Raw genomic sequence first — 20,630 nt, forward strand, 5'->3', positions numbered from 1 at the left:
GTTATAGACCACTTACAAAACAGATTTCTTCTGCTTCTTTTACGTCACGACAAGGCTCAATATCCATAAACCGGGTTACATCTGGTTCAGCGAAATGCTCAAAAACAACCTGACGATCTGCTAGGGTTAACTCTCTGAGGTACAATCGTTCAGTCTCTACATTAGGAAAATGAGTCATGACGGGATCTCCTTTAATCATTAAAAGTTCCTGATCGTGTACTGTCCTGCTTCACCAAGAAAATCACTTTTGGTTAACCCTTTTTCTCCGAGTAAAATCCTGTAGTTCGATATCGTACCGTCATGTGAAATGATAAACGTATTGCCACTCTGTTTCCTGCACCATTCAAGAAGCTGTTCAGCTAATATCCCGAATCGTTGTGCATTCATCTGATTAATACTTTCTTCCCAACAGTCCAATCCCAATTCAACCATTCTTATGTCAGTATACTGATTGCTGAGTTCTTCCTTCGTATAGATCTGATCGCAGACGAAAGGAACAAACTCCGGATTCTGAGGAAACATTCTTGGCCCAACCAGCGGACTGAAGAATGCAAGATTTTTGTTAGGGATTAGAAGGAGTGCTGTTTCGATCGTACGTTTCGTTGGACTAACCAAAATGACGTCTTCAGGCGCAAAAACGACTTGTTTACGCAATGCTATAACCTGACTTTTTCCCAATTCAGTGAGGCCAGGGTGCAGGCAATTTAATCGGTTAGGGTAATCTATCAAGTGTTCACCATGACCATGACGAATAAATGTAATGTTCATAAGCCCTCTATTTCTGAATGAAGTGTCTGATGCCTTTTGCATCAAGAAGGTTACTCAGTTCCTTTTTCAAAAACACAGGGTAGACTTCCATCTGCTCTAGTTCGTCCAAAGAAAACCATTTGAAAATTAACTTACCGTTATCTTCTAGACCTTTGAATTCAATTTCACTATATAGCTTATGGGCTTCCGGCAATGTGATGATATAATAAAAACCAACTTCATGATATTTCAGGCCATCATATTCAAAGAAATCTTCACTAACATATGCGAGCCTTTGCGCTTCTACATGAACACCCAGTTCCTCCGCCATCTCTCGCACAATAGCCGCTTCTGTTGTCTCGTGCAATTCCACCCGCCCTCCGGGCAGATTCCAGAAATCGTCCTGTTCAGTCGTATGCAAAAGAACTCTTCCTTTGTCTATCACAATACCTGCCACACGAAAGTTGAATTTATTGTTTTGCTGCTCATACGATATATTTTTGTTTTCTGAATTACTCATCTCGCTGACCATCCATCGGACAATCCATCCATGAATCCCATGATGAATGACGGAATGATGAGTACGAGCAATAAAATCAAACTGGCTATGCCCCATCTAAGAATTACTTTCCGTTTGCTTCGAACACCTATAATAATTAAGCTTGCAGTTGTTGCAATTAGGGCTACTTCATAAAATGTCATAAAACTAACCTCCGGTATGTATTCGTATTTCATTATCTTGTCTGATGTTACTCATAAATCTTACCCATATACATGATCTGAGCACATCTCTTCCACGGGTTATCCGGCTTCTCGTAATGGAGTAATCCATCCACCGACTCCCGCCCCCACTCCGCTGCTGCTTCCAAAAATGACGCTATTGAATCATTTTGCCATTCATCTGCATAATCTTTCCGATCCTTGCTTAATTGTTGCAGGAAAGCCATAAAGGTCACTTCATCTTCGACTTCATTTACAAGCTCAAATAACGTTTTTTCCATGTTGTTTTGTTCACCTGCTTTCAATTAGCCTAGCTTCGTATGGTTACTCCAGAATCTTTTCTAGTTTGCGCCTACAAGCCTCGAGGTCATAATCCGAATTATCCAGCCATACCTTATCCATCTCAAGTAAGCCATAGATTTCGGACTCCAGCTTCTTTCTTTCCTGCAAAACCTGTACCGTACCCTGAACACCCTGATAACCCTGCGCTTGCCCAAAGCCCTGATTCGTATAATAATTAATGAAGCCCTCTGACCATTCTTTTGGTCTTTCACTGATCGCCTTATCAAAGGTATATGATATATCCTTCTGATCGATATAGATGAGAAGCGGATTCAGAGCATGAATGATACGCCCCAGTCCCAATACATACTGCACGTTCTGCTCTTTGGATTGATTACATTTGACAAGACCCATGGTCAGTGGATTCTGGATAAAACAACATTCAAATATCGTAATGGAGTCATCATTCGTGCTTAACACGTTCTTGGTGAAATTCTGCCACTTCTCGGTGATCAGTTTAACATTTTGTGCAAAAGAAATTTCGTAAATATCTCGGCTAAATATATCCCCCACCACCTGATCGGGAAGCTCTATTCCCCGTTGTTCTTTCATCTTACCGTATGGGATCAGAACACCTTGATCATAGGCAATCGCATTACTTTCCAGAATCTCTCTGTAATCTTCATACGTGGTTAGTAGGGCCTCGAAGTCTTCAGCATGATAAAAAGCAACGCCTTCGTAATCTGCAGGGTGATCCAGGTTTCCTTCCTGGAATAGTTGCACCTTCTTGCCTTGTCCTATCAGGATTTTGGATACCATCTTGGCAGTCGTCGACTTGCCCGAACCTGGCAATCCTTCAATGAGTATTAATCGCCTTGCCATCATTACATCTCCCTTTTTTTCATGAAAATTATGTGTATAGCATGATTAAGACGATGTTCTTAATCTATGTCTGCAAAAATCCATTGCGCGTTATCGCCATCCGCTTTCTTTTTCCAAAACACCATGATATGGCTAGCTTCCTCTTCATTCTCTCTTAATTCTGTAATCGTCACGACTCCCTGATAGAGCTTTTTTTGCTCTTGTATAATGATCTCACCCATTGAGATGACTTTTCGAACTTTAGAACCTGCCATGCCTGAGACGGGTGATTCAGGATCAATCAAACTCATATATGCCTTTTCATCCTTTTCGTATAAGTAACGCATTCGGGCATTCATAAGTTTGACGATTTCCAGTTTGTCCCCTGTATAGTTTGTTTCATCGAGATACTCTGGTGGGATGTCTTCCTTCTCTTGGGCTATTGATTGCTGTACATTTTCAGTGTTTTCCTTGTTCTGACAGGCAACCAGAAGTAGAAACAATAATGAAAACAACGTTAGTTTCTTCATATTCAGTCCTCCAATCAGCATTCATCTACTCTTCCAAACCTCTCAAAATCATGAGCTGCGTTGGACGCTGGATTCCATCTATTTCTTTCAAATCCATCATAACCCATAATGTGGGATTTGCGAACAACGAATAAGGCACTCTGTTTATATAATACTTCTCACAAAAAAACACGCTGCCCTGCACGAGGTACATCATGCAAAGCGCGTGGATATGAGCTGAACTTTCATCCAAATTTTTTAACTGTCTAACATCAATCTAGCTATCTATCTATGAAATATCATGTTCGTTATACCGATGGCTTCAATCTGGATCTCGCTTTTTTTATTATCCGTAAAAAGGTAATCATATGTTGAAAAGATCCCCATATGCCGTATGCTCATATATCAAACACCGTAATATTGTTTATAATCTGAGACCCATCCCTCTTTGGAGAAATCAATAAAATCATATGGCTCGCACTGTCTAAGGTACTGCAACTCCTCATGCGCCTGTTCCCCGTCCGTATCTTCCAGATAGGATAAAGTCTCTTCATATCCCGCACCACATAATAACTGCACATCAATATAACTGCCCGTGTCCTGATTCTTTCGTTTGGCCTGCCAGATAAGCCCGGTGTCCTCCACATTTCCAATACAGAACAGCATGATGCACAACAGTTTCAGAACCTCGTTATCCTCTGACTTTCGGTTCTCAATCTCTAGTTGAAGCAGTTCACGGATCGACTCTCGATGGATGCCATTAGGCTCCAATCCGTACAACTGCAGCAGTTCTTCCTCGTTCATACTTGCTCTCCTTACCTACTTGAGAATGTTATTTAACTCTTCCGCTTTTTTCCTGCTATCCATTCTAGCATAAAAATAGAAAGCGATGATGTGCAGCACAATGGATAACAACCACATGCCGGGGAACCAGGGAGCAATCAAATGGAACATATCCGTGGAGAATAACCATACGATCCCCATGCCTCCTGTAATGCTAAAGGTAGAAGATATAACAATATTCCACATCGGTTTCAACGTAAAATAGTTCCAAAGTACGTTGTACATCACACCAAATAATACAGCGGCAATTGCTGAAATGCCGGCAATATTCCACAAATAGCCCATTTCGATGGGTTGATCATTATAGAATAGGGTCAATAGCAAGGTCACCCAGAGTGAAGTAACGGTGAATACTTGAAAAAAGGAAAGCCTAAGCTGCATCATCATGATAATTTCCCCCTAAAGTTTTTAATATAAAATCGACTGACAAAGTAACTGGAGCTATCGGTCAGATCTACCTTAATCCGAGCATGGTCTGTTGCAGAGAATGCGGTGATATACCGTGTGTTGATGATCGTTTGATTATTAATTTTCACAAAATGAACGTCATCCAGGTCTTCTTCCACAAATTTCAAGCGTTTGTTATGCAGGTATCTCTCGCCTGTAATCACACGTACACAACACATCCGATCCTCTGACTCAATCGCGACCACCGAGCTCAATTGAATCTGTACGTTGCGATTGTTCTTGGCATGGATGACCGTTAGTTGGGTTTCCGATTGACCGATCGCTTTTTCAATACGATCCCACTTCGACCTCTCCTCAGGATGAGTTATGACCTTAACCATCCTTTTTTCAATTGCTGTATTCTCTTCAAAAATGACTTTCACGTGTTGCCCTCCTCTCACAACTCATATTACTAGCATGGTTATGACTATCCCACTGTATTGCGTTTTGTTGCATGATTTTGCAGGTTTGTTGCATCGGCACGACGTAGACAATAAAAAAACCACTCCGTAGGAGCAGTTCTTCTATGTACTCATCCTGAGTATTCAAGGCATGAGCTATTCTTTTTTATCAAGGTGCTGCCTTAACCTACTCGACCTCCAGATACATCTCCTGATTTTGCAGAATCATCTTGTTCATGTGTGTTATAGCTGCTTCTGCCACAGTCTGATATGCAGCATATAATGCCTCTGTTCTCTGGAGCAGGATTGGGTCCTTCTCCAGATCCGTTGGCAGCACCTCACGCCACTCATCATCTACCCTATTTTTGTCCGTAATGAGAATTTCTATCTGGTCCAGTACAGTTACCATCTCATCTAAATGAAAAAAGTGCATCCCTTTTTTGATCCCATTCCAACTCTTGATCTCGATGATGTTATACGCCGAAAACCAATAAAATTCTGCCAGACTTTTCGTGTGATTGTGATAGGAATAGAACAGAAATAAGGCTTGTTGCCCTTCGTGTAACTGTCGGTATATCTCTGTTTTGGCTGCCATATCTTTGCCCCGTACAGACACAAGCATCGGTTTAATACACAACCAGCTAAGTTGCTTTGAATGTACATCTTCTGCTCGCACTCTAGCCTTCATAACATTCTCCTCTCTATTCAGCGCTTCAAGGATTATCTGGTGCTTCCACTGCTGGGTCATTCTCTCCGCCCATTCTGCGTCTGGATGTCTCCATCCTGCCTGTCGCTGGCACATGTTCAGACGCTTTAGCTAATCCGAATTTTGGCAGATTGGCATATATGGTCTCGAAGGAACCTGACTGAGCTTTGTATGTTTCATGGTAGATCCCCACAGTTCCATCGGAACCAATGGAGCGGTTGAATCTTTTCCAAGCTTCCAAGTGCAGTCCACCTCGTGCGTATTGCTCCAATTCATCGTAAGAGCGCCAATATTGTAGTAGCGTCACCCCGCGCCAGCTTATAAAATACTCTGTACTCAGAAATCCGGTCTCCGGATTCGTATACAGTTCTTTGATCATCGGGCCCATGGACTTAAAGACAGGCAGCCATTTGTGTATAGCCCACAAACGATTGATCCTCATTCCGATAATAAAAACAACAAATTCTCCCTCGATCTGAGCTGAATATCTTCCCTTATGTACGTTCGCCACGTCACTCCTCCTTCTCGTCAAATTCATTCGGATTCAACGGATCTGGACAACCCTTCCAATCCGCTCATAGGCTTCCAATGGGAAATCAAAACTCCACCTTTTGCGATATTCCTCCGGTCCCATTTCCTTCAATTTGCTTAGTTCTCTGTAAAACAGCTTGGTCAACTTAACCAGCGTTAGCTCTTCAGACATGAGTAACCGACCCTTTGTGACGTCTTCTGGGCTAAAGTTATCACTCATCTCATACACCATAAATTGAACGATTACCTGTGAACGTTTCTTGATCCGGAATCGTTATTCTCCAGGTTCGGTCTGCATGGTCATGGTTACCTCAGCTGCTCCTCTGTGCAATGCAACGATATGGCGTGCCACCTCATCAACCGCATCCGACAAAAAAGAAACCGGAATCTCAATCTGTTCTCCTTGATTAGGTTGGATCGTAATATCCATCCATCCGTATGGTTCAAGCGTCATAACGATGTCCATAGCCATCCTCCTTTATGCGATTCTATGATGCAGAATTAACTGAAGACCATGCCTTTCATTACAGTTATCTTCTAATGAGTCAGGTGGTAAAGCCATGCCCCGATATCCTTACCAACGGCATACACCAAATTTAACACAATGATTGTGTTCATGCCCCTTGTATTATGTTTGTTTCTCTGCTATTAAAACTCTTACGATGCTTGTCGCATTTTTGAATTTCATTCTGTTATTCTTCTGTTGGTGGTCCCAACCATGTCTTATTGCATATTGAATAAGGTTGGATATCAGTTCGGGTTCATAGACAAATATATCCCATGTATCTTCCCAAGCAACATCGAACTCTATAAATGTAGATTTATGTGTATTGGAATAAATCCGAATAACAATATCGTATGCCTGCTCATCCACAACATATAAGAACAGTGTTTCATTCACTACAATTTTGCAGACTTGTTTCCTGTATACCTTCAGGTAAATCCCTCCCTTACTTACACACTGCTGCGTAAATCTTTATATACATTCCATTTTGTATACAATTGTTTTAGCGCTAATCCTGTTGTATGTATGAACTTGTCCATAGCTTCCATGGATAAAATATTTAACTCACCCAAGGTTTCGTTGTCAGGATTAGCTAAAAACTCAAGCTTCTCTTCCCTATACTGATACACCTCAGATTCCAGTAATCCACCTATCTCAAATGCTTTTCCCACGTTCAGCTCATTTAACCATTCAAGGGCCCCGTTCCAATTCTGTAGAATCATAAACTCCAGCTTCGTGACATCCTGTGTATACACGCTTCTTCCATTGGGGTGGACTTCATATGCAGGATAAATATCGAAAGTCCACACGCGATCCGTATAGATATGGGCGATGTATCCGCACAAATATTGCATGAATTTGGGATCCCTATAAGCTAACTTCTTATTGGACTCAAAAAATCCTTTAAGTTCTTCGTCTGTTGCGAACCTTCCTGCCTCTGGCATGAGGTGGGTTTTTGCCTTCTCAGTACGAATATTAGTTCTTACGTGAATGGAATCAGGAGCGAGGCTTCCCAGTAACAACTCAGGGGATGGCTTGGATATCAATTCGGATGCAATTGCAAAATGAACCATCGGCCAAGGCATTTACAAACTCCTTTCTTTATTAAAAGGCTCAACTATGATGTTCTATGATTTACAAAGCTAAGTGCTCACTCTCTTGTACATGTATCAATTCAATATCCTCACAATAAAATCCTAATATTCCGTTCTCGTAGTCCTCAACGAAATATTTCATCGGATGATATCCGTGGTCTTTCAGATCTTTAATATTAAACCCACTTATCTGAACTAGAACACCATGAGGCTTATAATGAAAATTTTCAATATTAGTGAATCTAAAAAGTAATTCATATGTAACATTGGAGAATTTCATTAAAAATGTAATATCTGCTATCGAAATATTTTCATAATATTTGTCTTGTTTTATATACAGATTCAACCCAGCAACCCACTCCAAATTTTGAACAGAAAATGCTGGAATAAAAGGTTGAATTAAGTCCATGTTTTTCATCATGATCTACCTCTATTCATTTTGAGCTATTCTATTAATGCTGTCACTCGCGTAGCAATTTAGACTCTCCTTGCTTCAAGTCTACAAATATAGGCTTCTGCACATTGTTAATTGTGGAAATATCAATCTCATCCAGACTTTTAAAAACAAGCTGTAATGACTCCTTTTGTTCATCTTCAAATAAAAGAGTTACCTGATCATCACAGAGTTTTCCTTCCAACTCCGCAATAACGTCAAATAAAAACATTACAAATACTACTTCATTTCCATCCGGATACGTATAGTGCATCCTCTCGCCCGTGTATATGGAGGCCAATTCATAAGAACTCACCTCAAGCCCTGTTTCCTCTTTCACTTCTCTAATCATGGTTTCTTCAATTCGTTCACCTGGCTCCATACCTCCACCGGGTAACCCCCAATCTCCATAATCTGATCTCTTTTGCAGCAGAACCCTCCCCATATGATCTCGAATAATAGCTCCACCCGTAACTACAATACGACTAGTCATTACTCTTGCTCCTCTCTGTTGGGTTGCTTCTCAACAGCTTACAATTTTAATCAGGAACCTTTTCTATTGATTCATATCCCAAAATGCACAATGCATTTCCCATTTACCTCAGCAAACTTTGCCATGTTCGCAAGCTTGTTTAATTCGTTGATTAATTCGACTTTGTTGTACACCAGTTTCTCGTAGTAGCCCTTCTGTTCGCCTCCAGCAATGCTGTAATTCCCTGTCAGCACAATCGGATCCGCCGCATGGCTGAATAGATCCATCCAAGCCCGAATCAGTTGATGAAACTTCACCAAAACATCTGGCTCTTCAATAACGGTTATTCCATAGTTGTTCAGTCCACTACATCTCATGCAGGTAGATGGATTCCATGTATCCAACCAAAGAAGGGAATCATAGATGTACGCAATGAATTCGTCTTCCAAGGTCGCATGATTCTCTGTGGTTAATCCACTTCCATGTATTCTCCCTTTTGAATCCCATGAGTACGAAGTATGAATATTCCCGTTTACTTGCTCTTTGTTTTCGATAACAAAATGATGCTTCGGCATTCCTGCGTACTTCCTCCTTACACGTCACTCCCATAGACTCCTCTTAATTCATCATAACCCATGTATTGGTAAATGGAAATTGAAAAAGATCCTATCTACCTCCCAAATCAGGAGAAGTAAAATAGGACCGTGATAAAAACTTCCTTACATTCATAAAATCCTTCGTCTACTCAGAAACGATGTTCTTTCTTCTCGGTACATCTCTATAAATTCATTGGTTACATGATCATGCCTCAGTACTCCCATATAATCTGTTCCAGGGTTCTTTGGTCTATAATCTGAATCCACCGTGTAGATATTGAAGTGCACCTCATCTTCGTCCTGTGATACATTCGTATGATCGAAAAGTGAAATCACTTCATCTTTACCGAGAAACCTAAATGGAGATTCCTGACGCTCTATAATACAAAAAGGATATGTGAGGTTTTCTATCTGAATGAATTTCTGGTATGCCTTAAGCTCATCAGGTATTAGATCCATGTACTGTCTAGCTACATTTTCTGCCTGAAATACACCTGAAATCCACTTCAAATCCCCCTTGGTTGCTACGATAATAAACAAACGAATCACCTTCTAATTTTAATTAGGATATCTATATTCCACGCACAAAAGTCTGGGACAAAATTCGGTGGCTGCCAGCGATGTTGTCAATCTCAATGTTATATTCAGACTCAGTATGTTCAATCTGATGCTGCTCATAATATTTTTTCCAGAATGAAACTGCTGCCGCATTATTAGCGAGCTGTTCTACTTTGAATGTACCCTCAAATTGAGCAAAAACCATGTCAACCGCTTGTGCTGCTAGCCCCTGTCCGCGATACTTTTTAACCAGGAACAGCTCTTGCACGGTATAATCCACACCTTCCGGCACATATGGAGGTGAGCACACCAGTACGAATCCAATAACCTTTCCTTCATACTGAATCAAAAACGGATGTAATTCATCGCATTCCAGATATAGATAGGTGTTCGTTGGATCATATTTCCCCTCTTCGAGTAGATCCTCGCCAGAAAATTCAGACAGATCATATAAATACAAGTTGTACAGGTTGAGAAACAATTCCTTTTGTTCTGCCAAAATACTCGTAATTTGCACATTCATCTTCATTGCACATCTCCCTTAGTTAATGAGTTGGTTAGTGGTCCATACATGACATTACCGATGTCCACAACGAGTTTGCTGTGCCCTGTTCTCAATATATCCTTTCAACCACAGCAGATATAGGCAAAGTTTGGTTTAAACCATGGAGTAACCTTAACTGTCGTAGTGGAAGTGTACATTTGTGCAAAAAAAAAAGACTCCCTACAGAGTCCGATTATTGGTCTTGTCTTTATTTTTCACCAAGTATCCACTGGCAAGCGCTGCGGGAGCGATAAAAGGTAAGAATGTCAACCAATCCATGAAAAGAAGTATAGGAACGAAAATAAATATTACACTGATATACATCATGACTGGAGATTTTTTCTTCAACCCCTGAACACCGAAAACAACGCCTGCCAATGAGATCACAAGGACAAAAGCAATGTGAAGCACGTTCATCACCATCACCTCCATTTTGGATATAACCGACACTTAATGGATTAGATAATCAACCACAGGATATGAGATCACATTGCGATCTCTGTACGTTGAAGTTACCGCTTCATGATGAGTGCTGAGAATTCCGTTTTGCAACATCACCGGACGGAAACCTCGCTCCATCGCACCGTTGTATGTGAATAGAACACATTCCTCTGCGGCAAACCCGGCAATAATCACCAATTCAATTCCGTGACTCTTCAACACCTGCTCCAGATCAGTTTGCCAGAAAGCATTGGAAGCTTCTTTGGTAACTGTGATATCCTTCTCATTCACATCCACCTCGGGAATAATACGATATTCTTCCGGTGGTGTCTCCTCCATGCCCTCCACATCCTGCACGTGAACGACCACATGATCATTCGAGCGCAGCACGTTAGCTACATGGTTAATGTACTCGCAAGCATGGTCTATCGAGCTCTGATCCATCTTTTTCCGCACAATACTCTCTTGCATATCAATGATTATGAATCCTACTTTCATCCAATCTCTCCTCATACAAAATGTAGTTTTAATCTTGGTATCACAAAATTCAATTTAGTCTTTAAACAATTCATTCAGCATCCGGTCACGGTTCTCGAGAAAGCTGCGGGTAATCTGATAGTGATCGGTCTCCTCATAGGTTACCTCTTGAATATGGCTATCGTCAAAACTTAAAATCTCTGCCCCCGGATATCCCAGCAAAATCGGTGAATGCGTCGCAATAATGAATTGTGAAGTGCCTGACAGATCATGGAGAATCCGCAATAAAGAGAGCTGCCTTGCTGGGGACAATGCGGCTTCGGGCTCGTCGAGCAGGTAGATGCCTTTGGAACTGAAGCGGTTGACGAACAGACTGAGAAAAGACTCCCCATGCGATTGTTCATGCAATGAACGCCCGCCATAATATGGAAGCGATGCCGGCATCTCATCGACATGCGATGCGAATTGATAGAACGATTCAGAGCGCATGAAGAAGCCATTCGTTATTTTGGGCAACCATGCCAGTCTGAGATAACTCCCGAGCGAGGATTCCGAAGCATGTGTCTCATAGGTATTATTCCTGCCGCCCCCTGCGGTATTGAATCCACATTGATGAGCGATGCCTTCCAGCAGCGTAGATTTCCCTGAACCATTTTCACCTACAAAAAAAGTAACGTTATTCGTGAGCTCCAACCGTTCCAAGGACCGGATCGAGGGGATGTCAAAAGGATATTGGTCCCGATTCTCGATCTTGGACAACAAGAGTTCCACACTTCGAAGATACATAGGCATACTCCTATTCATGTTAGATTTGGCTCCATCTACGGCAGGTACCTTTTCGTTTACACATTCCCTATATTAAACGACGAACAGATGGATGACAAAATTATGGTTGACGGTGGCAGATCACCTTCTATATTATGTAGGAAGAACGTTCTGATAAAAACATAAAATGAATTGGCGTGTTACCACCCCAGAGGGCATGAGCCAAGAAGCGAACATGAGACTATACTCGCTTCTTGGCTCTTTTTGCGTTCCGGCGGCCTGAAAGCGTTAACTTTAGAAACGAGGAGGCGGTGAACCGTGAGTAAAGGAATGATTCTGCAGGTGGAGCGGGTCGTCGGCAGCAATATTGTTCTGGCCCGGTCGCACCAGAATACCAAGGAGTACGTACTGATCGGCAAAGGGTTGGGATTTGCGTTCAAGGTGGAAAGCACCATTCAGTCCGATGATCCGCGAATTGAGAAAAGGTTCCGGCTGGAAGACCGGGAGGAGTGGGGGCAGGCCCAGGAGCTGATGAAAGACTTGGACCCCAATGTCATCGACATCTCTGACCGAATTATCCGTCTCATCGCTGATCAATTTCCCGGCAAGCTGAATGACAAGATCTACCTTGCTCTTCCGAGTCATATTCAGTTCACCTTATATCGTATCCGCAACGGGATGGAGATTCTGAATCCCTTCCTTACGGAGACAAAGCTCAGCTTTCCGAAAGAATTCGAAATCGCCTCGGAAGCGGCGGCCATGATCGGAGAGGCCTTTGGCGTAGAGGTACCGGAGGATGAGGCCGGGTTCCTGACATACCATGTGTACTCCTCCGTAAATCACGTCCCTGTCGGACAGTTGGTTAAGGTATCCAATGTGATCAGCAAGCTTCAGTCCATTATTGAAGAGGAGGGTGGCGTTCGCTTTGATCAGGGCAGCCTTAGCCAGGCAAGACTCATGATACACCTGCGCTTCTCCATGGAACGCCTGTATCAGCAGTCGATGACGGCCCCCACCTTCGCACAATATGTGAAAAATGAATATCCGTCCGAATACCAGCTGGCCAGAAAACTGAGCGCTGTAATGGCCGAGGATTTGGGTACAGAGGTACCCGAGGAAGAAACGGCTTTTCTCGCCATGCATTTATACCGGCTTTTTCAAACCCATGCCAAAACCAACAACAGAAAGGACCACACACAATGATCTGGAAATGGAAAAACAACAAATCTGCCAAAACATCTGAAACAATATCCGTCGCCTCTCCCCTCACCGGAACCTGCGTCAGTTTGGAAGAAGTGCCTGACGAAGCGTTCGCGCAAGGACTTATGGGACCGGGAGTTGCAATGATTCCCCAGGAGGGCAGGCTGGTCGCCCCTATCGACGGCACTGTGGTGCACCTGATCAAATCGCACCATGCCGTAATGATTGAGCATGCTTCCGGGCTGCAGCTGCTGCTGCATATCGGTATGAATACTGTCAGCCTGAAAGGACATGGCTTCACCCCCCAAGTGCAGACCGGGGATCAGGTCACTATCGGTCAGACCCTGATTGAATTTGACCTGAATGCGATCGCTTCGGCCGGTTATCCGGTCATCACCCCTGTCATCGTTGCGAATGCGGCTGAACAGCCGTGGGAGTCGCACCCGGAGTATGGCAGCGTAGAAGCAGGCATGGGAACTATCATGAAAGTCAGCTTGTCCAAATAACCTAAATCAAAAAAAGAAAGGAAGAACAATATGCTGAAAGCACTGCAAAAGCTGGGAAGATCCCTGATGCTTCCTGTAGCAACCCTGCCTGCGGCAGGAATTCTTCAAGGCCTCGGTCTTCTTAATTACGAAAAGGACATTCCGCTCGGTCCCGTGATCGGGGGATTTCTTAATCAGTATGTAGTTCCATTCTTGAATGAGGGAGCGGGGGCGATCTTCGGCAACCTTGCGCTCATCTTCGCCATTGGGGTGGCAATCGGACTGGCGGGGGATGCGGTCGCCGCGCTTTCCGCCCTGATCGCTTATATGGTGCTGACGCGGATTCTGGGAGCCGTTCCAGGTGTATTCGGCTATATTCCTGACGATGTCAAGCTGGATATGGGCGTATTGGGCGGGATATTTGCCGGACTGCTTGCAGCCTATATGTATAAAAAATACCATAATATCAAGCTTCCTGACTGGCTCGGCTTCTTCTCCGGCAAACGCTTTGTGCCGATGGTCACCGCCGGCTCCATGCTGGTGTTGGCCATCCTGTTCGGCATGGTCTGGAGCCCGATTCAGGATGCCATCGGCGCTTTCGGCGCCTGGATTGTAGGCTTTGGAGGCGTTGGCTCCATGGTGTTCATGATCGCCAACCGCCTGCTCATCCCGCTCGGTCTGCATCATGTCCTCAACTCCATCGCCTGGTTCCAGATCGGAGATTATACCAATGCAGCCGGGGAAGTCGTGCACGGCGACCTGACCCGCTTCTTCAACGGAGACCCTACGGCAGGCATGTTCATGTCTGGCTTCTTCCCGATTATGATGTTCGCTCTTCCGGCGGCGGCGCTAGCCTTGATTCATACAGCCCGGCCTGAAAAGCGTAAAATGGTCGCTTCGATCTTTATCGGCGCAGCGGTGGCTTCGTTCTTAACGGGTATTACCGAGCCGCTCGAGTTCTCCTTCATGTTCGCGGCGCCTCTGCTGTATGTGGTGCACGCTATTCTTACCGGTGCAGCGGCCCTGATCATGTACCTGCTAAATGTTAAGCTGGGCTTCGCCTTCTCTGCAGGTCTGATCGATTACCTCGTGAACATGAAGCTGTCGACCAATCCGCTGCTCATGATCCCGGTCGGACTCGCATTTGCGGTCGTCTATTATTTCCTGTTCCGGTTCATGATTATCAAGTTCAACCTGAAAACGCCGGGGCGCGAGGATGACACTTATGATGCCGATACCCCCACTGATACTTCAGCAGTGGCAGCGTCTGCCGACACCAAGGCTGGCAAAGTGCTCGCCGAGATCGGGGGAACAGATAATATCGAGAGCATTGACGCATGCATCACTCGCCTCCGGCTAGTTGTTAGGGACGACAAAGCCGTCAACGATCGGGCGCTCAAACAGCTTGGCGCTTCCGGCGTCATGAGGCTCGGTGGTGGAGCTGTGCAGGTCATCTTCGGCACCCAGTCCGAAATCCTGAAGGATGAGATTAAGAAGCTGATGTAACGCTCGTCCTCCTGTGAGTTTAAAAGGCCGAGAACAAGGGTATGCTTACCCCTGTTCTCGACCTTTTTTGTTAACCAAGAAGTACAGGATATTCTTTTGAAACGGTTTTGATTGAAAAAAAGAGAGCAAGCTATATGCCCACTCTCTCTGTGTTAATAGACAAATCTGCGCTGCGCCCAATAGCTGAACAGGAAGATGGATACCTCGGTCAACAGCTTGGCTGCGAGCAGCGGAATAATCAGTTTTTCATTATAAAAATACAGTAAACCGTAGTTTAATAGCAACACCAGTAGGACGAGTGAGAAATATTTGGGCAAAGACTGACGAACCTTCGAGGCCTTTCCAGCAGAGAATACGTACTTCCGATTAATCGTATAGTTGAAGATGGAGCTGCACAGTCTTGCTGCGACAACCGACAGAAATAAATTATGCGTGAAATACTGGATAATGAACAGTAATCCAAAATCAATCAGTGCGGACAGCACCGAAGATGTGCTGAACATCAGGATTGGCATATAGATCCGGAACGAATCAACCAACGGGCGGAAATGGGAGGACTCATTGTGATCCAGATACACCGTATCTATAAACTCCTCCGTAATCTCATATCCTTCCTTGTGTGCTGTTAACAGCATGTTCATCTCGTATTCAAACCGATCCCCCGGAATCTGGTTCAGCCAGTCTAGCATGGAGTAGGGAAAACCTCGTAGACCCGTCTGCGTGTCATATACTTTGGTACCTGTTGTGAGGGAAAAGACCGCCCGGGTGACTGTGTTGCCAAAACGGCTGCGTGCTGGGATTTTCCCGCTGAAGCGACGGCTACCGAGTACAATTCCTGGTGTCGTTTGTGCGAGCAGCACTTCGAAGATACGCTTAATATCATGTGGCAGATGCTGTCCGTCACTGTCTGCGCACACCACACCACCCTGAGGTCCATACTCCTTAATATACTGAAAGCCTGTCTTCAAGGCCCTTCCCTTGCCCAGATTGACGGGATGTGTCAGGACTGTACAGCCGTAGGCTTCTGCCGTTTCAAAAATTCCACGGTACCCGGGGCCACTGCCATCATCCACAATCACAATGGGACCAAGTTTATATGTTTGCAGTTGCAGAACGAGATTCAGTAAACGCACATCGGGTTCATATGATGGAATTAATATCGTCATGATCCTTGTCCCTCCGTCAGATATAGAATGTCACTTACGCCACGTTCCTGGCTACGCCCCAGCGGGTTATTGACGACTCTGCCCATAAAATACATCGTGGATGAACCGCCACCGTCCAGATTGTAGGCTTCGGTTGCTCCGAGGCCTTTCATGACATCGGCCAGTTCTGCCAAGGTCATGCCACGGCTGTCATCCTGCCGTCCGTCCACCACCATGAAGACATAATGATTCGGAGCAATCATGCCGATCGCTGTTCTTGGATTCGCATCCTGGATGGATCGGTTTCCGAAGTTGTTATCGATTTTTACACTGCTAAAATCACTGACGATCTCGCCATTCTGAATCAGAATCGGTCCAAAGGATAGTGTATTGGTTGCACCTTCGGCCAGCAGTTCCGAGGAAGAAATCTCATTCTCGTTATATGTTTTCATCGTACCGTCGTTGAACAGGGCAAGTGCGTCCCGCGTCGGACTGTCTCGATACAAAGTCCCATTTCGGATAATAACACCATCTTCACGGAATCCGTAGTAGTCACCATTAATGGCAAAGATCGCATGATTTGCAGCAGCAATCTCTGACGTATTTTCGGTAATGTTCGTTCCAAAACTATTGTCCGCCAGCGCGGTTCGCAGGCTGCTTGCATCCGTTAGCTGAACATCAGCAACATAATACGTAATCTGATCCGAGCCAGAACCGGTCTGTACCTTTTCAATACTGACCTTCATATCATCACTCGAGTAATTCCAATCATCTGACGTTGCGTTCACTTCAGTCGTAATGGTCGAAGTACTGCTGGAATCATTGGTGTTGCCCGTTGCTGCCGTTGCCGTGTTCTCATCTGCTACGACCACCTGTACATGCCGGATCAGGTAACGGTCCGCCAGGCTGTACAGGATTCCACCTACCCCGAGCACGATGACAAGTGTAATAATGAGCCATCGGCGCTTTCTTGGAGAGATCGGTCGTTTATGTGGGTTTTTCCGGGTTGGTTTCTCATCAATCTTCATCATGTGAAGCTCACCTCTTCATCTAAGTTCTTAAGGCCATATTAGGCCGGGTAGCTTAAATGAATCTGAAACCATATCAATGAACTAAAGATTATTTACACTGACACTACGTTGACAGAACAATCTTCCAATCGCTGTTACCCCCAGATTTTTTTGATTCCCTTTTCTAAAGGGTAAAATCCGGAGATAAAGGCGAACGCTATGCTTCCGAAGTTAGCTTTCTTGCAGAAAGCTTTTAGCTTCGCTTTTTCAGGTTTTTTCTGTCCTCTCCGTTATTGTGTAAATGAATAGTTCAATCAAAAAAGGCCATCCGTTTTCCCATTGAGGAAATAAGATCACCTTGATTTTCAATCTATAGAACCCTAAAGGTCACTTCTATCGTAGTGCATATTTTATTTAACACACATATCTTCAACAGGTCTTCCTGTTATGCGTCTGCAAAAAGAGCATCGTACGCGGGACAAGGCCGCTTCTCCAGGAATTCTGTTAACGCCGGTGGCTGCTGAGCGTAGATATCCTTCAACGACGTTCCATTATAGATGTTACCAATCACAACAGGGTGGCATAACTCACAGATAAGAATATCCCCGTTGCCGTGTAAGTGCAGCTGTTTCGTGCCATCCACACAATTAGAGAAATACACCCCAGGTTGTTCGCGCAAATTCAACTGTTCAGCAAACCGATCCATACAGGTAAAATAGAGCGTTGTATCCGGCTTTTTATGTTCAATCAGCTCCGTTACAGATCGAACAAGGGACTCTCTCGAGACAATCTGACTCCAATCCGTATGTGGCATCTTAATGCTGTTCTGGATCTCATGGATGCGCACCCCCAGATCATACACCTTATCGCTAATGGCCTGCATGTTCGCTTGGTTACCTTCAAATAGTAACGTTTCAAGTACCGTCTCCAGGCCCGCTCCCGTACACAAACGGATATTCTGCTCCAGTCTCTCATACATGCGAGGATGCACACGGTAGTACGCAGCATAGGCCTCCGCATCCGTATAATTGAACGAGATATGAATGTTGGACAAGCCTGCATCTCGCAATGCAATGATCCGTTCTTCTGTCAGCAGACTGGCATTACTGTTCAATTGTGTATCGATGCCATGTGCCGCGCAGTACGTCACGATCTCCAAACAATCCTGATATTTCAGGGTTACTTCACCCCCGGACAATCGCACTCGCTTGAGACGAGGAAGCTCACTAATAATACGGATCACTTCCTGACTATCAATGCACGCTCCATCATCCCGATTGTAGGCGCAGCAATAGTCGCATTTATAGTTGCAGTTCGATGTCACTCCCACCTCAAGCCCTTCCAGCTCATATACGCCGGGTGTCTCCAGTTCGAGTGATTTATATCTGTTTTTGGCTATCAATTCGTTGTACCTCCTGGTTCCTTCATTCATTCCACATTTGGATAACTTGAAGATTATAGCGGAAGGAGCCTAGTTGACGATATGACATTATGTACGTTTCATGCCGGAAAACAAAATAAAAACCCATTTCCTCAACGATCGGGAATGGGCCAAAGCTTGGTATATGTTTATTGAATTAGACAATATAAAATACGATACCTTGACCTTTCGATGCAGCAATACGGTAGAACTTCTGAATCTCAGTAAGGTGAGATATAAGGTAATCCCAGAATCCCTCAGCATCTGCCCCTTCGAAAAGTGGGTAGATCTTCTCTTTCACAAACCGTTCGCTCGAATATTTGGCTCGAAGTTGTTCCGTGGTCAATGTGTCCAGATAGGCCGCTGCCTCCTGTACCTGGTCATCCTTTAGATAGAACGTACTGAAATCGGGAATTTTCAGAGACTGATCATTCAACAAGGGTACAACATAACCCTCCGGGGGTGTGCCATTGTAATCTGTATCACATAAAAGAAAGTGAATGCCTTCCCATGATCGGTCGATATCTAACATGCCATATGCATTCCTGTCGATATCTTTGAATAAAAGGGTTCCTTCACTTAGCTCTGAGATCACTTCCTGAGGCAAAGCCAGATATTGTCCAATCAAACTCATCTTATTTCCTCCTTTATTGTATGTCCCTATTGAGAGTAGAAGTCTTCTTTTAAAATAGCATACATCTTGAGATCCTGAAGTTCATTTTTCACCCTCATGTACTTCCTCAGCACACCTTCGAATTGCATACCTGCCTTCTCCATCACTTTGGCAGAGCCTGTGTTATTCACCAAACATCTAGCTTGGATCCGCTCAAGCCCCACTTCGTCAAACCCAAATTGGATGATTCGTTTCACGACTTCGGTCATGATGCCTTGATTCCAATATTGGTCAGATAACACATATCCCAGCTCGACTCTCCTGTTATCGCTATCGCACCCTAAATAGTTACAACTACCAATCAGCCTCTTCGTTTGTTTATCTTCAATCCCCCATGGGCCTATTAGATCCGCCTCATACCGACTCATGACAAAATCTAAAAACCCTTTTGTGTCTTCTTTGCTCTGATGCGCGTCCCAGGTGGTGAACTCCGAGACAGCAGGTACAGCGCAGTAGCTGTACATATCCTCCAGATCATCATAGCTAAGGGGCCGGAGCAGCGTTCGTTCGGTTTCTAATATCGGAAATGGTTCGAAGAAGCTTTCAATCGTTTTCATAGATTTACCCTCCTTGAGAATTAGTAGGACAAACACACACTGGCAGCTCGGTCAATATTTTCTAACTCCAAGGTAAAACAACTAATCTAGATGACTCAAGCCATTTGCGTTGCTAAGTTTCCAACCATGCCTTCCTTTTTCAACGGTATGTACACTGGTGTTGTCCATGGGATAAAAGCTCGACTTATTGCTCCATTCCCTATATTCAAGCAGATAATATAGGATGTTAATCACTCCGCCGTGAGTAATTAAGAGAACATTGGATTTGATTGTCTGCTCCTCTAGACCTCTGAAAAGACTCTCGAAAGCTGTGCTTATCCGGCTATAAAAATCCCTTGGACTTTCTCCTCCCGGAAACGGGGAGTCCATCTCAAGAGTGTTGAAATAAACCCCTGGGTAGTTCACTTCAGCATCCTTATGGAGCATACCTGCCAAATTTCCGTTATTCATCTCCCGCCAATCTTTCATTAAGCTAGCCTGCATGTTTAATTTCTTCTCAATTTCCCGTGTTGTCTGCACTGCACGAGGAAGATCACTGCTAATAATCGTATGTATGTTGTACTCCTCAGCATGATGATGCAAATGCTCTCCCAGTTTCCTGGATTGATTGATTCCCTGTTCCGTAAGTCCACGATCACTCCATCCGCCTCGATACCCTTCCTCATCCACCCCATGCCTTACCAGGTAAATTTTCAAGATCTC

At 44.2% G+C, this 20,630-nt stretch carries 32 protein-coding genes; 3 read left to right on the forward strand and 29 right to left on the reverse strand.

Features of this window, described 5'->3' with window-relative positions:
• Nucleotide 1: 1 nt before the first annotated feature.
• From FS628_RS31275 to FS628_RS06315, 23 genes are all read right to left on the reverse strand, one after another.
• Nucleotides 2-178 carry a hypothetical protein gene (locus tag FS628_RS31275; protein ID WP_186327722.1) on the reverse strand — a complete coding sequence of 59 codons (177 nt, stop codon included), beginning with the start codon at nt 176-178 and terminating at the stop codon, nt 2-4.
• A 20-nt stretch (nt 179-198) separates the two neighbouring features.
• On the reverse strand, nt 199-768 hold the full coding sequence (locus FS628_RS06215) for a phosphoglycerate mutase family protein (protein ID WP_145320056.1): 570 nt from the start codon (nt 766-768) through the stop codon (nt 199-201).
• 7 nt (nt 769-775) lie between these two features.
• Nucleotides 776-1,267: an NUDIX hydrolase gene (locus FS628_RS06220; RefSeq protein ID WP_145320058.1), complete on the reverse strand. Its 492-nt coding sequence runs from the start codon at nt 1,265-1,267 to the stop codon at nt 776-778.
• Entirely contained in the window at nt 1,264-1,449 is a 186-nt protein-coding gene (locus FS628_RS06225) for a hypothetical protein (RefSeq protein WP_145320060.1), read from the reverse strand. Before FS628_RS06225 ends, FS628_RS06220 begins: the two co-directional genes overlap by 4 nt.
• A 47-nt stretch (nt 1,450-1,496) precedes the next feature.
• The gene (locus FS628_RS06230; RefSeq protein WP_145320061.1) at nt 1,497-1,748 is read right to left on the reverse strand and encodes a DUF7660 family protein; all 252 of its coding nucleotides are present in this window, start codon (nt 1,746-1,748) and stop codon (nt 1,497-1,499) included.
• A 43-nt stretch (nt 1,749-1,791) separates the two neighbouring features.
• Nucleotides 1,792-2,631 carry a hypothetical protein gene (locus tag FS628_RS06235; RefSeq protein ID WP_145320062.1) on the reverse strand — a complete coding sequence of 280 codons (840 nt, stop codon included), beginning with the start codon at nt 2,629-2,631 and terminating at the stop codon, nt 1,792-1,794.
• A gap of 59 nt (nt 2,632-2,690) precedes the next feature.
• Nucleotides 2,691-3,140, reverse strand: a complete 450-nt coding sequence (locus FS628_RS06240; RefSeq protein ID WP_145320063.1) for a hypothetical protein — start codon at nt 3,138-3,140, stop codon at nt 2,691-2,693.
• Nucleotides 3,141-3,524: 384 nt separating this feature from the next.
• Nucleotides 3,525-3,923, reverse strand: a complete 399-nt coding sequence (locus tag FS628_RS06245) for a hypothetical protein (protein ID WP_145320065.1) — start codon at nt 3,921-3,923, stop codon at nt 3,525-3,527.
• Between the two features lie 15 nt (nt 3,924-3,938).
• Nucleotides 3,939-4,349: a hypothetical protein gene (locus tag FS628_RS06250; RefSeq protein ID WP_145320067.1), complete on the reverse strand. Its 411-nt coding sequence runs from the start codon at nt 4,347-4,349 to the stop codon at nt 3,939-3,941.
• Nucleotides 4,346-4,792, reverse strand: a complete 447-nt coding sequence (locus FS628_RS06255; protein ID WP_145320069.1) for a LytTR family DNA-binding domain-containing protein — start codon at nt 4,790-4,792, stop codon at nt 4,346-4,348. The genes FS628_RS06250 and FS628_RS06255 overlap by 4 nt, the downstream gene beginning before the upstream one ends.
• A 205-nt stretch (nt 4,793-4,997) precedes the next feature.
• A complete protein-coding gene (locus FS628_RS06260; RefSeq protein WP_145320071.1) occupies nt 4,998-5,498 on the reverse strand; it encodes a hypothetical protein in 501 nt (166 codons plus the stop codon).
• A 25-nt stretch (nt 5,499-5,523) separates the two neighbouring features.
• Nucleotides 5,524-6,027, reverse strand: coding sequence for a DUF4188 domain-containing protein (locus FS628_RS06265; RefSeq protein ID WP_145320074.1), 504 nt, complete (start codon nt 6,025-6,027; stop codon nt 5,524-5,526).
• A 33-nt stretch (nt 6,028-6,060) separates the two neighbouring features.
• Nucleotides 6,061-6,219, reverse strand: a complete 159-nt coding sequence (locus FS628_RS31280; protein WP_186327723.1) for a hypothetical protein — start codon at nt 6,217-6,219, stop codon at nt 6,061-6,063.
• 102 nt (nt 6,220-6,321) lie between these two features.
• On the reverse strand, nt 6,322-6,513 hold the full coding sequence (locus tag FS628_RS06270; RefSeq protein WP_145320076.1) for a hypothetical protein: 192 nt from the start codon (nt 6,511-6,513) through the stop codon (nt 6,322-6,324).
• Between the two features lie 488 nt (nt 6,514-7,001).
• On the reverse strand, nt 7,002-7,637 hold the full coding sequence (locus FS628_RS06275) for a hypothetical protein (protein ID WP_145320078.1): 636 nt from the start codon (nt 7,635-7,637) through the stop codon (nt 7,002-7,004).
• Nucleotides 7,638-7,686: 49 nt separating this feature from the next.
• Nucleotides 7,687-8,064, reverse strand: a complete 378-nt coding sequence (locus tag FS628_RS06280; RefSeq protein ID WP_222125184.1) for a hypothetical protein — start codon at nt 8,062-8,064, stop codon at nt 7,687-7,689.
• A 43-nt stretch (nt 8,065-8,107) separates the two neighbouring features.
• Nucleotides 8,108-8,572 (reverse strand): NUDIX domain-containing protein, encoded by a 465-nt coding sequence (locus FS628_RS06285; RefSeq protein ID WP_145320082.1) that lies wholly within the window; start codon nt 8,570-8,572, stop codon nt 8,108-8,110.
• 71 nt (nt 8,573-8,643) lie between these two features.
• Nucleotides 8,644-9,126, reverse strand: coding sequence for a hypothetical protein (locus FS628_RS06290; protein ID WP_145320084.1), 483 nt, complete (start codon nt 9,124-9,126; stop codon nt 8,644-8,646).
• Nucleotides 9,127-9,276: 150 nt separating this feature from the next.
• The gene (locus tag FS628_RS06295) at nt 9,277-9,687 is read right to left on the reverse strand and encodes a hypothetical protein (RefSeq protein WP_145320086.1); all 411 of its coding nucleotides are present in this window, start codon (nt 9,685-9,687) and stop codon (nt 9,277-9,279) included.
• A 31-nt stretch (nt 9,688-9,718) separates the two neighbouring features.
• Nucleotides 9,719-10,234 (reverse strand): GNAT family N-acetyltransferase, encoded by a 516-nt coding sequence (locus FS628_RS06300; RefSeq protein ID WP_260870936.1) that lies wholly within the window; start codon nt 10,232-10,234, stop codon nt 9,719-9,721.
• Nucleotides 10,235-10,429: 195 nt separating this feature from the next.
• Complete coding sequence (locus tag FS628_RS06305) at nt 10,430-10,666, reverse strand: hypothetical protein (protein ID WP_145320088.1); 237 nt, start codon at nt 10,664-10,666, stop codon at nt 10,430-10,432.
• 33 nt (nt 10,667-10,699) lie between these two features.
• Nucleotides 10,700-11,188 (reverse strand): cysteine hydrolase family protein, encoded by a 489-nt coding sequence (locus tag FS628_RS06310; protein WP_145320090.1) that lies wholly within the window; start codon nt 11,186-11,188, stop codon nt 10,700-10,702.
• Nucleotides 11,189-11,242: 54 nt separating this feature from the next.
• Complete coding sequence (locus FS628_RS06315; protein WP_145320092.1) at nt 11,243-11,953, reverse strand: AAA family ATPase; 711 nt, start codon at nt 11,951-11,953, stop codon at nt 11,243-11,245.
• A 297-nt stretch (nt 11,954-12,250) separates the two neighbouring features.
• Between FS628_RS06315 and FS628_RS06320 the strand changes: the two genes are divergently transcribed.
• The 3 genes from FS628_RS06320 to FS628_RS06330 are packed head-to-tail and all read left to right on the forward strand — an operon-like array spanning nt 12,251 to nt 15,123.
• On the forward strand, nt 12,251-13,135 hold the full coding sequence (locus FS628_RS06320) for a PRD domain-containing protein (RefSeq protein ID WP_260870937.1): 885 nt from the start codon (nt 12,251-12,253) through the stop codon (nt 13,133-13,135).
• A 44-nt stretch (nt 13,136-13,179) separates the two neighbouring features.
• Nucleotides 13,180-13,638 (forward strand): PTS sugar transporter subunit IIA, encoded by a 459-nt coding sequence (locus FS628_RS06325; protein ID WP_440131265.1) that lies wholly within the window; start codon nt 13,180-13,182, stop codon nt 13,636-13,638.
• Nucleotides 13,639-13,668: 30 nt separating this feature from the next.
• Nucleotides 13,669-15,123 carry a PTS transporter subunit EIIC gene (locus tag FS628_RS06330; RefSeq protein WP_145320096.1) on the forward strand — a complete coding sequence of 485 codons (1,455 nt, stop codon included), beginning with the start codon at nt 13,669-13,671 and terminating at the stop codon, nt 15,121-15,123.
• Between the two features lie 152 nt (nt 15,124-15,275).
• Here the strand turns inward: FS628_RS06330 and FS628_RS06335 are convergent, their stop codons facing one another.
• From FS628_RS06335 to FS628_RS06360, 6 genes are all read right to left on the reverse strand, one after another.
• Nucleotides 15,276-16,289, reverse strand: coding sequence for a bifunctional glycosyltransferase family 2/GtrA family protein (locus tag FS628_RS06335; protein WP_145320098.1), 1,014 nt, complete (start codon nt 16,287-16,289; stop codon nt 15,276-15,278).
• Nucleotides 16,286-17,299, reverse strand: a complete 1,014-nt coding sequence (locus FS628_RS06340) for a phosphodiester glycosidase family protein (protein ID WP_145320100.1) — start codon at nt 17,297-17,299, stop codon at nt 16,286-16,288. The genes FS628_RS06335 and FS628_RS06340 overlap by 4 nt, the downstream gene beginning before the upstream one ends.
• A 424-nt stretch (nt 17,300-17,723) precedes the next feature.
• Nucleotides 17,724-18,680 carry a radical SAM protein gene (locus tag FS628_RS06345; RefSeq protein ID WP_145320102.1) on the reverse strand — a complete coding sequence of 319 codons (957 nt, stop codon included), beginning with the start codon at nt 18,678-18,680 and terminating at the stop codon, nt 17,724-17,726.
• A gap of 175 nt (nt 18,681-18,855) precedes the next feature.
• Entirely contained in the window at nt 18,856-19,332 is a 477-nt protein-coding gene (locus FS628_RS06350) for a YfbM family protein (RefSeq protein ID WP_145320104.1), read from the reverse strand.
• 26 nt (nt 19,333-19,358) lie between these two features.
• Complete coding sequence (locus FS628_RS06355) at nt 19,359-19,928, reverse strand: GNAT family N-acetyltransferase (RefSeq protein WP_145320106.1); 570 nt, start codon at nt 19,926-19,928, stop codon at nt 19,359-19,361.
• 81 nt (nt 19,929-20,009) lie between these two features.
• Complete coding sequence (locus tag FS628_RS06360) at nt 20,010-20,624, reverse strand: histidine phosphatase family protein (RefSeq protein ID WP_145320108.1); 615 nt, start codon at nt 20,622-20,624, stop codon at nt 20,010-20,012.
• Nucleotides 20,625-20,630: the final 6 nt, after the last annotated feature.

This window comes from Paenibacillus xylanexedens (genome assembly GCF_007676705.1).
Lineage (GTDB): Bacteria > Bacillota > Bacilli > Paenibacillales > Paenibacillaceae > Paenibacillus > Paenibacillus xylanexedens_C.

Coding starts and splice junctions, on each gene's coding strand:
- FS628_RS31275 (WP_186327722.1), bottom strand. CDS start 178: ATGACTCATTTTCCTAATGTAGAGACTGAACGATTGTACCTCAGAGAG.
- FS628_RS06215 (WP_145320056.1), bottom strand. CDS start 768: ATGAACATTACATTTATTCGTCATGGTCATGGTGAACACTTGATAGAT.
- FS628_RS06220 (WP_145320058.1), bottom strand. CDS start 1,267: ATGAGTAATTCAGAAAACAAAAATATATCGTATGAGCAGCAAAACAAT.
- FS628_RS06225 (WP_145320060.1), bottom strand. CDS start 1,449: ATGACATTTTATGAAGTAGCCCTAATTGCAACAACTGCAAGCTTAATT.
- FS628_RS06230 (WP_145320061.1), bottom strand. CDS start 1,748: ATGGAAAAAACGTTATTTGAGCTTGTAAATGAAGTCGAAGATGAAGTG.
- FS628_RS06235 (WP_145320062.1), bottom strand. CDS start 2,631: ATGGCAAGGCGATTAATACTCATTGAAGGATTGCCAGGTTCGGGCAAG.
- FS628_RS06240 (WP_145320063.1), bottom strand. CDS start 3,140: ATGAAGAAACTAACGTTGTTTTCATTATTGTTTCTACTTCTGGTTGCC.
- FS628_RS06245 (WP_145320065.1), bottom strand. CDS start 3,923: ATGAACGAGGAAGAACTGCTGCAGTTGTACGGATTGGAGCCTAATGGC.
- FS628_RS06250 (WP_145320067.1), bottom strand. CDS start 4,349: ATGATGATGCAGCTTAGGCTTTCCTTTTTTCAAGTATTCACCGTTACT.
- FS628_RS06260 (WP_145320071.1), bottom strand. CDS start 5,498: ATGAAGGCTAGAGTGCGAGCAGAAGATGTACATTCAAAGCAACTTAGC.
- FS628_RS31280 (WP_186327723.1), bottom strand. CDS start 6,219: ATGTCTGAAGAGCTAACGCTGGTTAAGTTGACCAAGCTGTTTTACAGA.
- FS628_RS06270 (WP_145320076.1), bottom strand. CDS start 6,513: ATGGACATCGTTATGACGCTTGAACCATACGGATGGATGGATATTACG.
- FS628_RS06275 (WP_145320078.1), bottom strand. CDS start 7,637: ATGCCTTGGCCGATGGTTCATTTTGCAATTGCATCCGAATTGATATCC.
- FS628_RS06280 (WP_222125184.1), bottom strand. CDS start 8,064: ATGAAAAACATGGACTTAATTCAACCTTTTATTCCAGCATTTTCTGTT.
- FS628_RS06285 (WP_145320082.1), bottom strand. CDS start 8,572: ATGACTAGTCGTATTGTAGTTACGGGTGGAGCTATTATTCGAGATCAT.
- FS628_RS06290 (WP_145320084.1), bottom strand. CDS start 9,126: ATGCCGAAGCATCATTTTGTTATCGAAAACAAAGAGCAAGTAAACGGG.
- FS628_RS06300 (WP_260870936.1), bottom strand. CDS start 10,234: ATGAAGATGAATGTGCAAATTACGAGTATTTTGGCAGAACAAAAGGAA.
- FS628_RS06305 (WP_145320088.1), bottom strand. CDS start 10,666: ATGAACGTGCTTCACATTGCTTTTGTCCTTGTGATCTCATTGGCAGGC.
- FS628_RS06310 (WP_145320090.1), bottom strand. CDS start 11,188: ATGAAAGTAGGATTCATAATCATTGATATGCAAGAGAGTATTGTGCGG.
- FS628_RS06315 (WP_145320092.1), bottom strand. CDS start 11,953: ATGTATCTTCGAAGTGTGGAACTCTTGTTGTCCAAGATCGAGAATCGG.
- FS628_RS06330 (WP_145320096.1), top strand. CDS start 13,669: ATGCTGAAAGCACTGCAAAAGCTGGGAAGATCCCTGATGCTTCCTGTA.
- FS628_RS06335 (WP_145320098.1), bottom strand. CDS start 16,289: ATGACGATATTAATTCCATCATATGAACCCGATGTGCGTTTACTGAAT.
- FS628_RS06340 (WP_145320100.1), bottom strand. CDS start 17,299: ATGATGAAGATTGATGAGAAACCAACCCGGAAAAACCCACATAAACGA.
- FS628_RS06350 (WP_145320104.1), bottom strand. CDS start 19,332: ATGAGTTTGATTGGACAATATCTGGCTTTGCCTCAGGAAGTGATCTCA.
- FS628_RS06355 (WP_145320106.1), bottom strand. CDS start 19,928: ATGAAAACGATTGAAAGCTTCTTCGAACCATTTCCGATATTAGAAACC.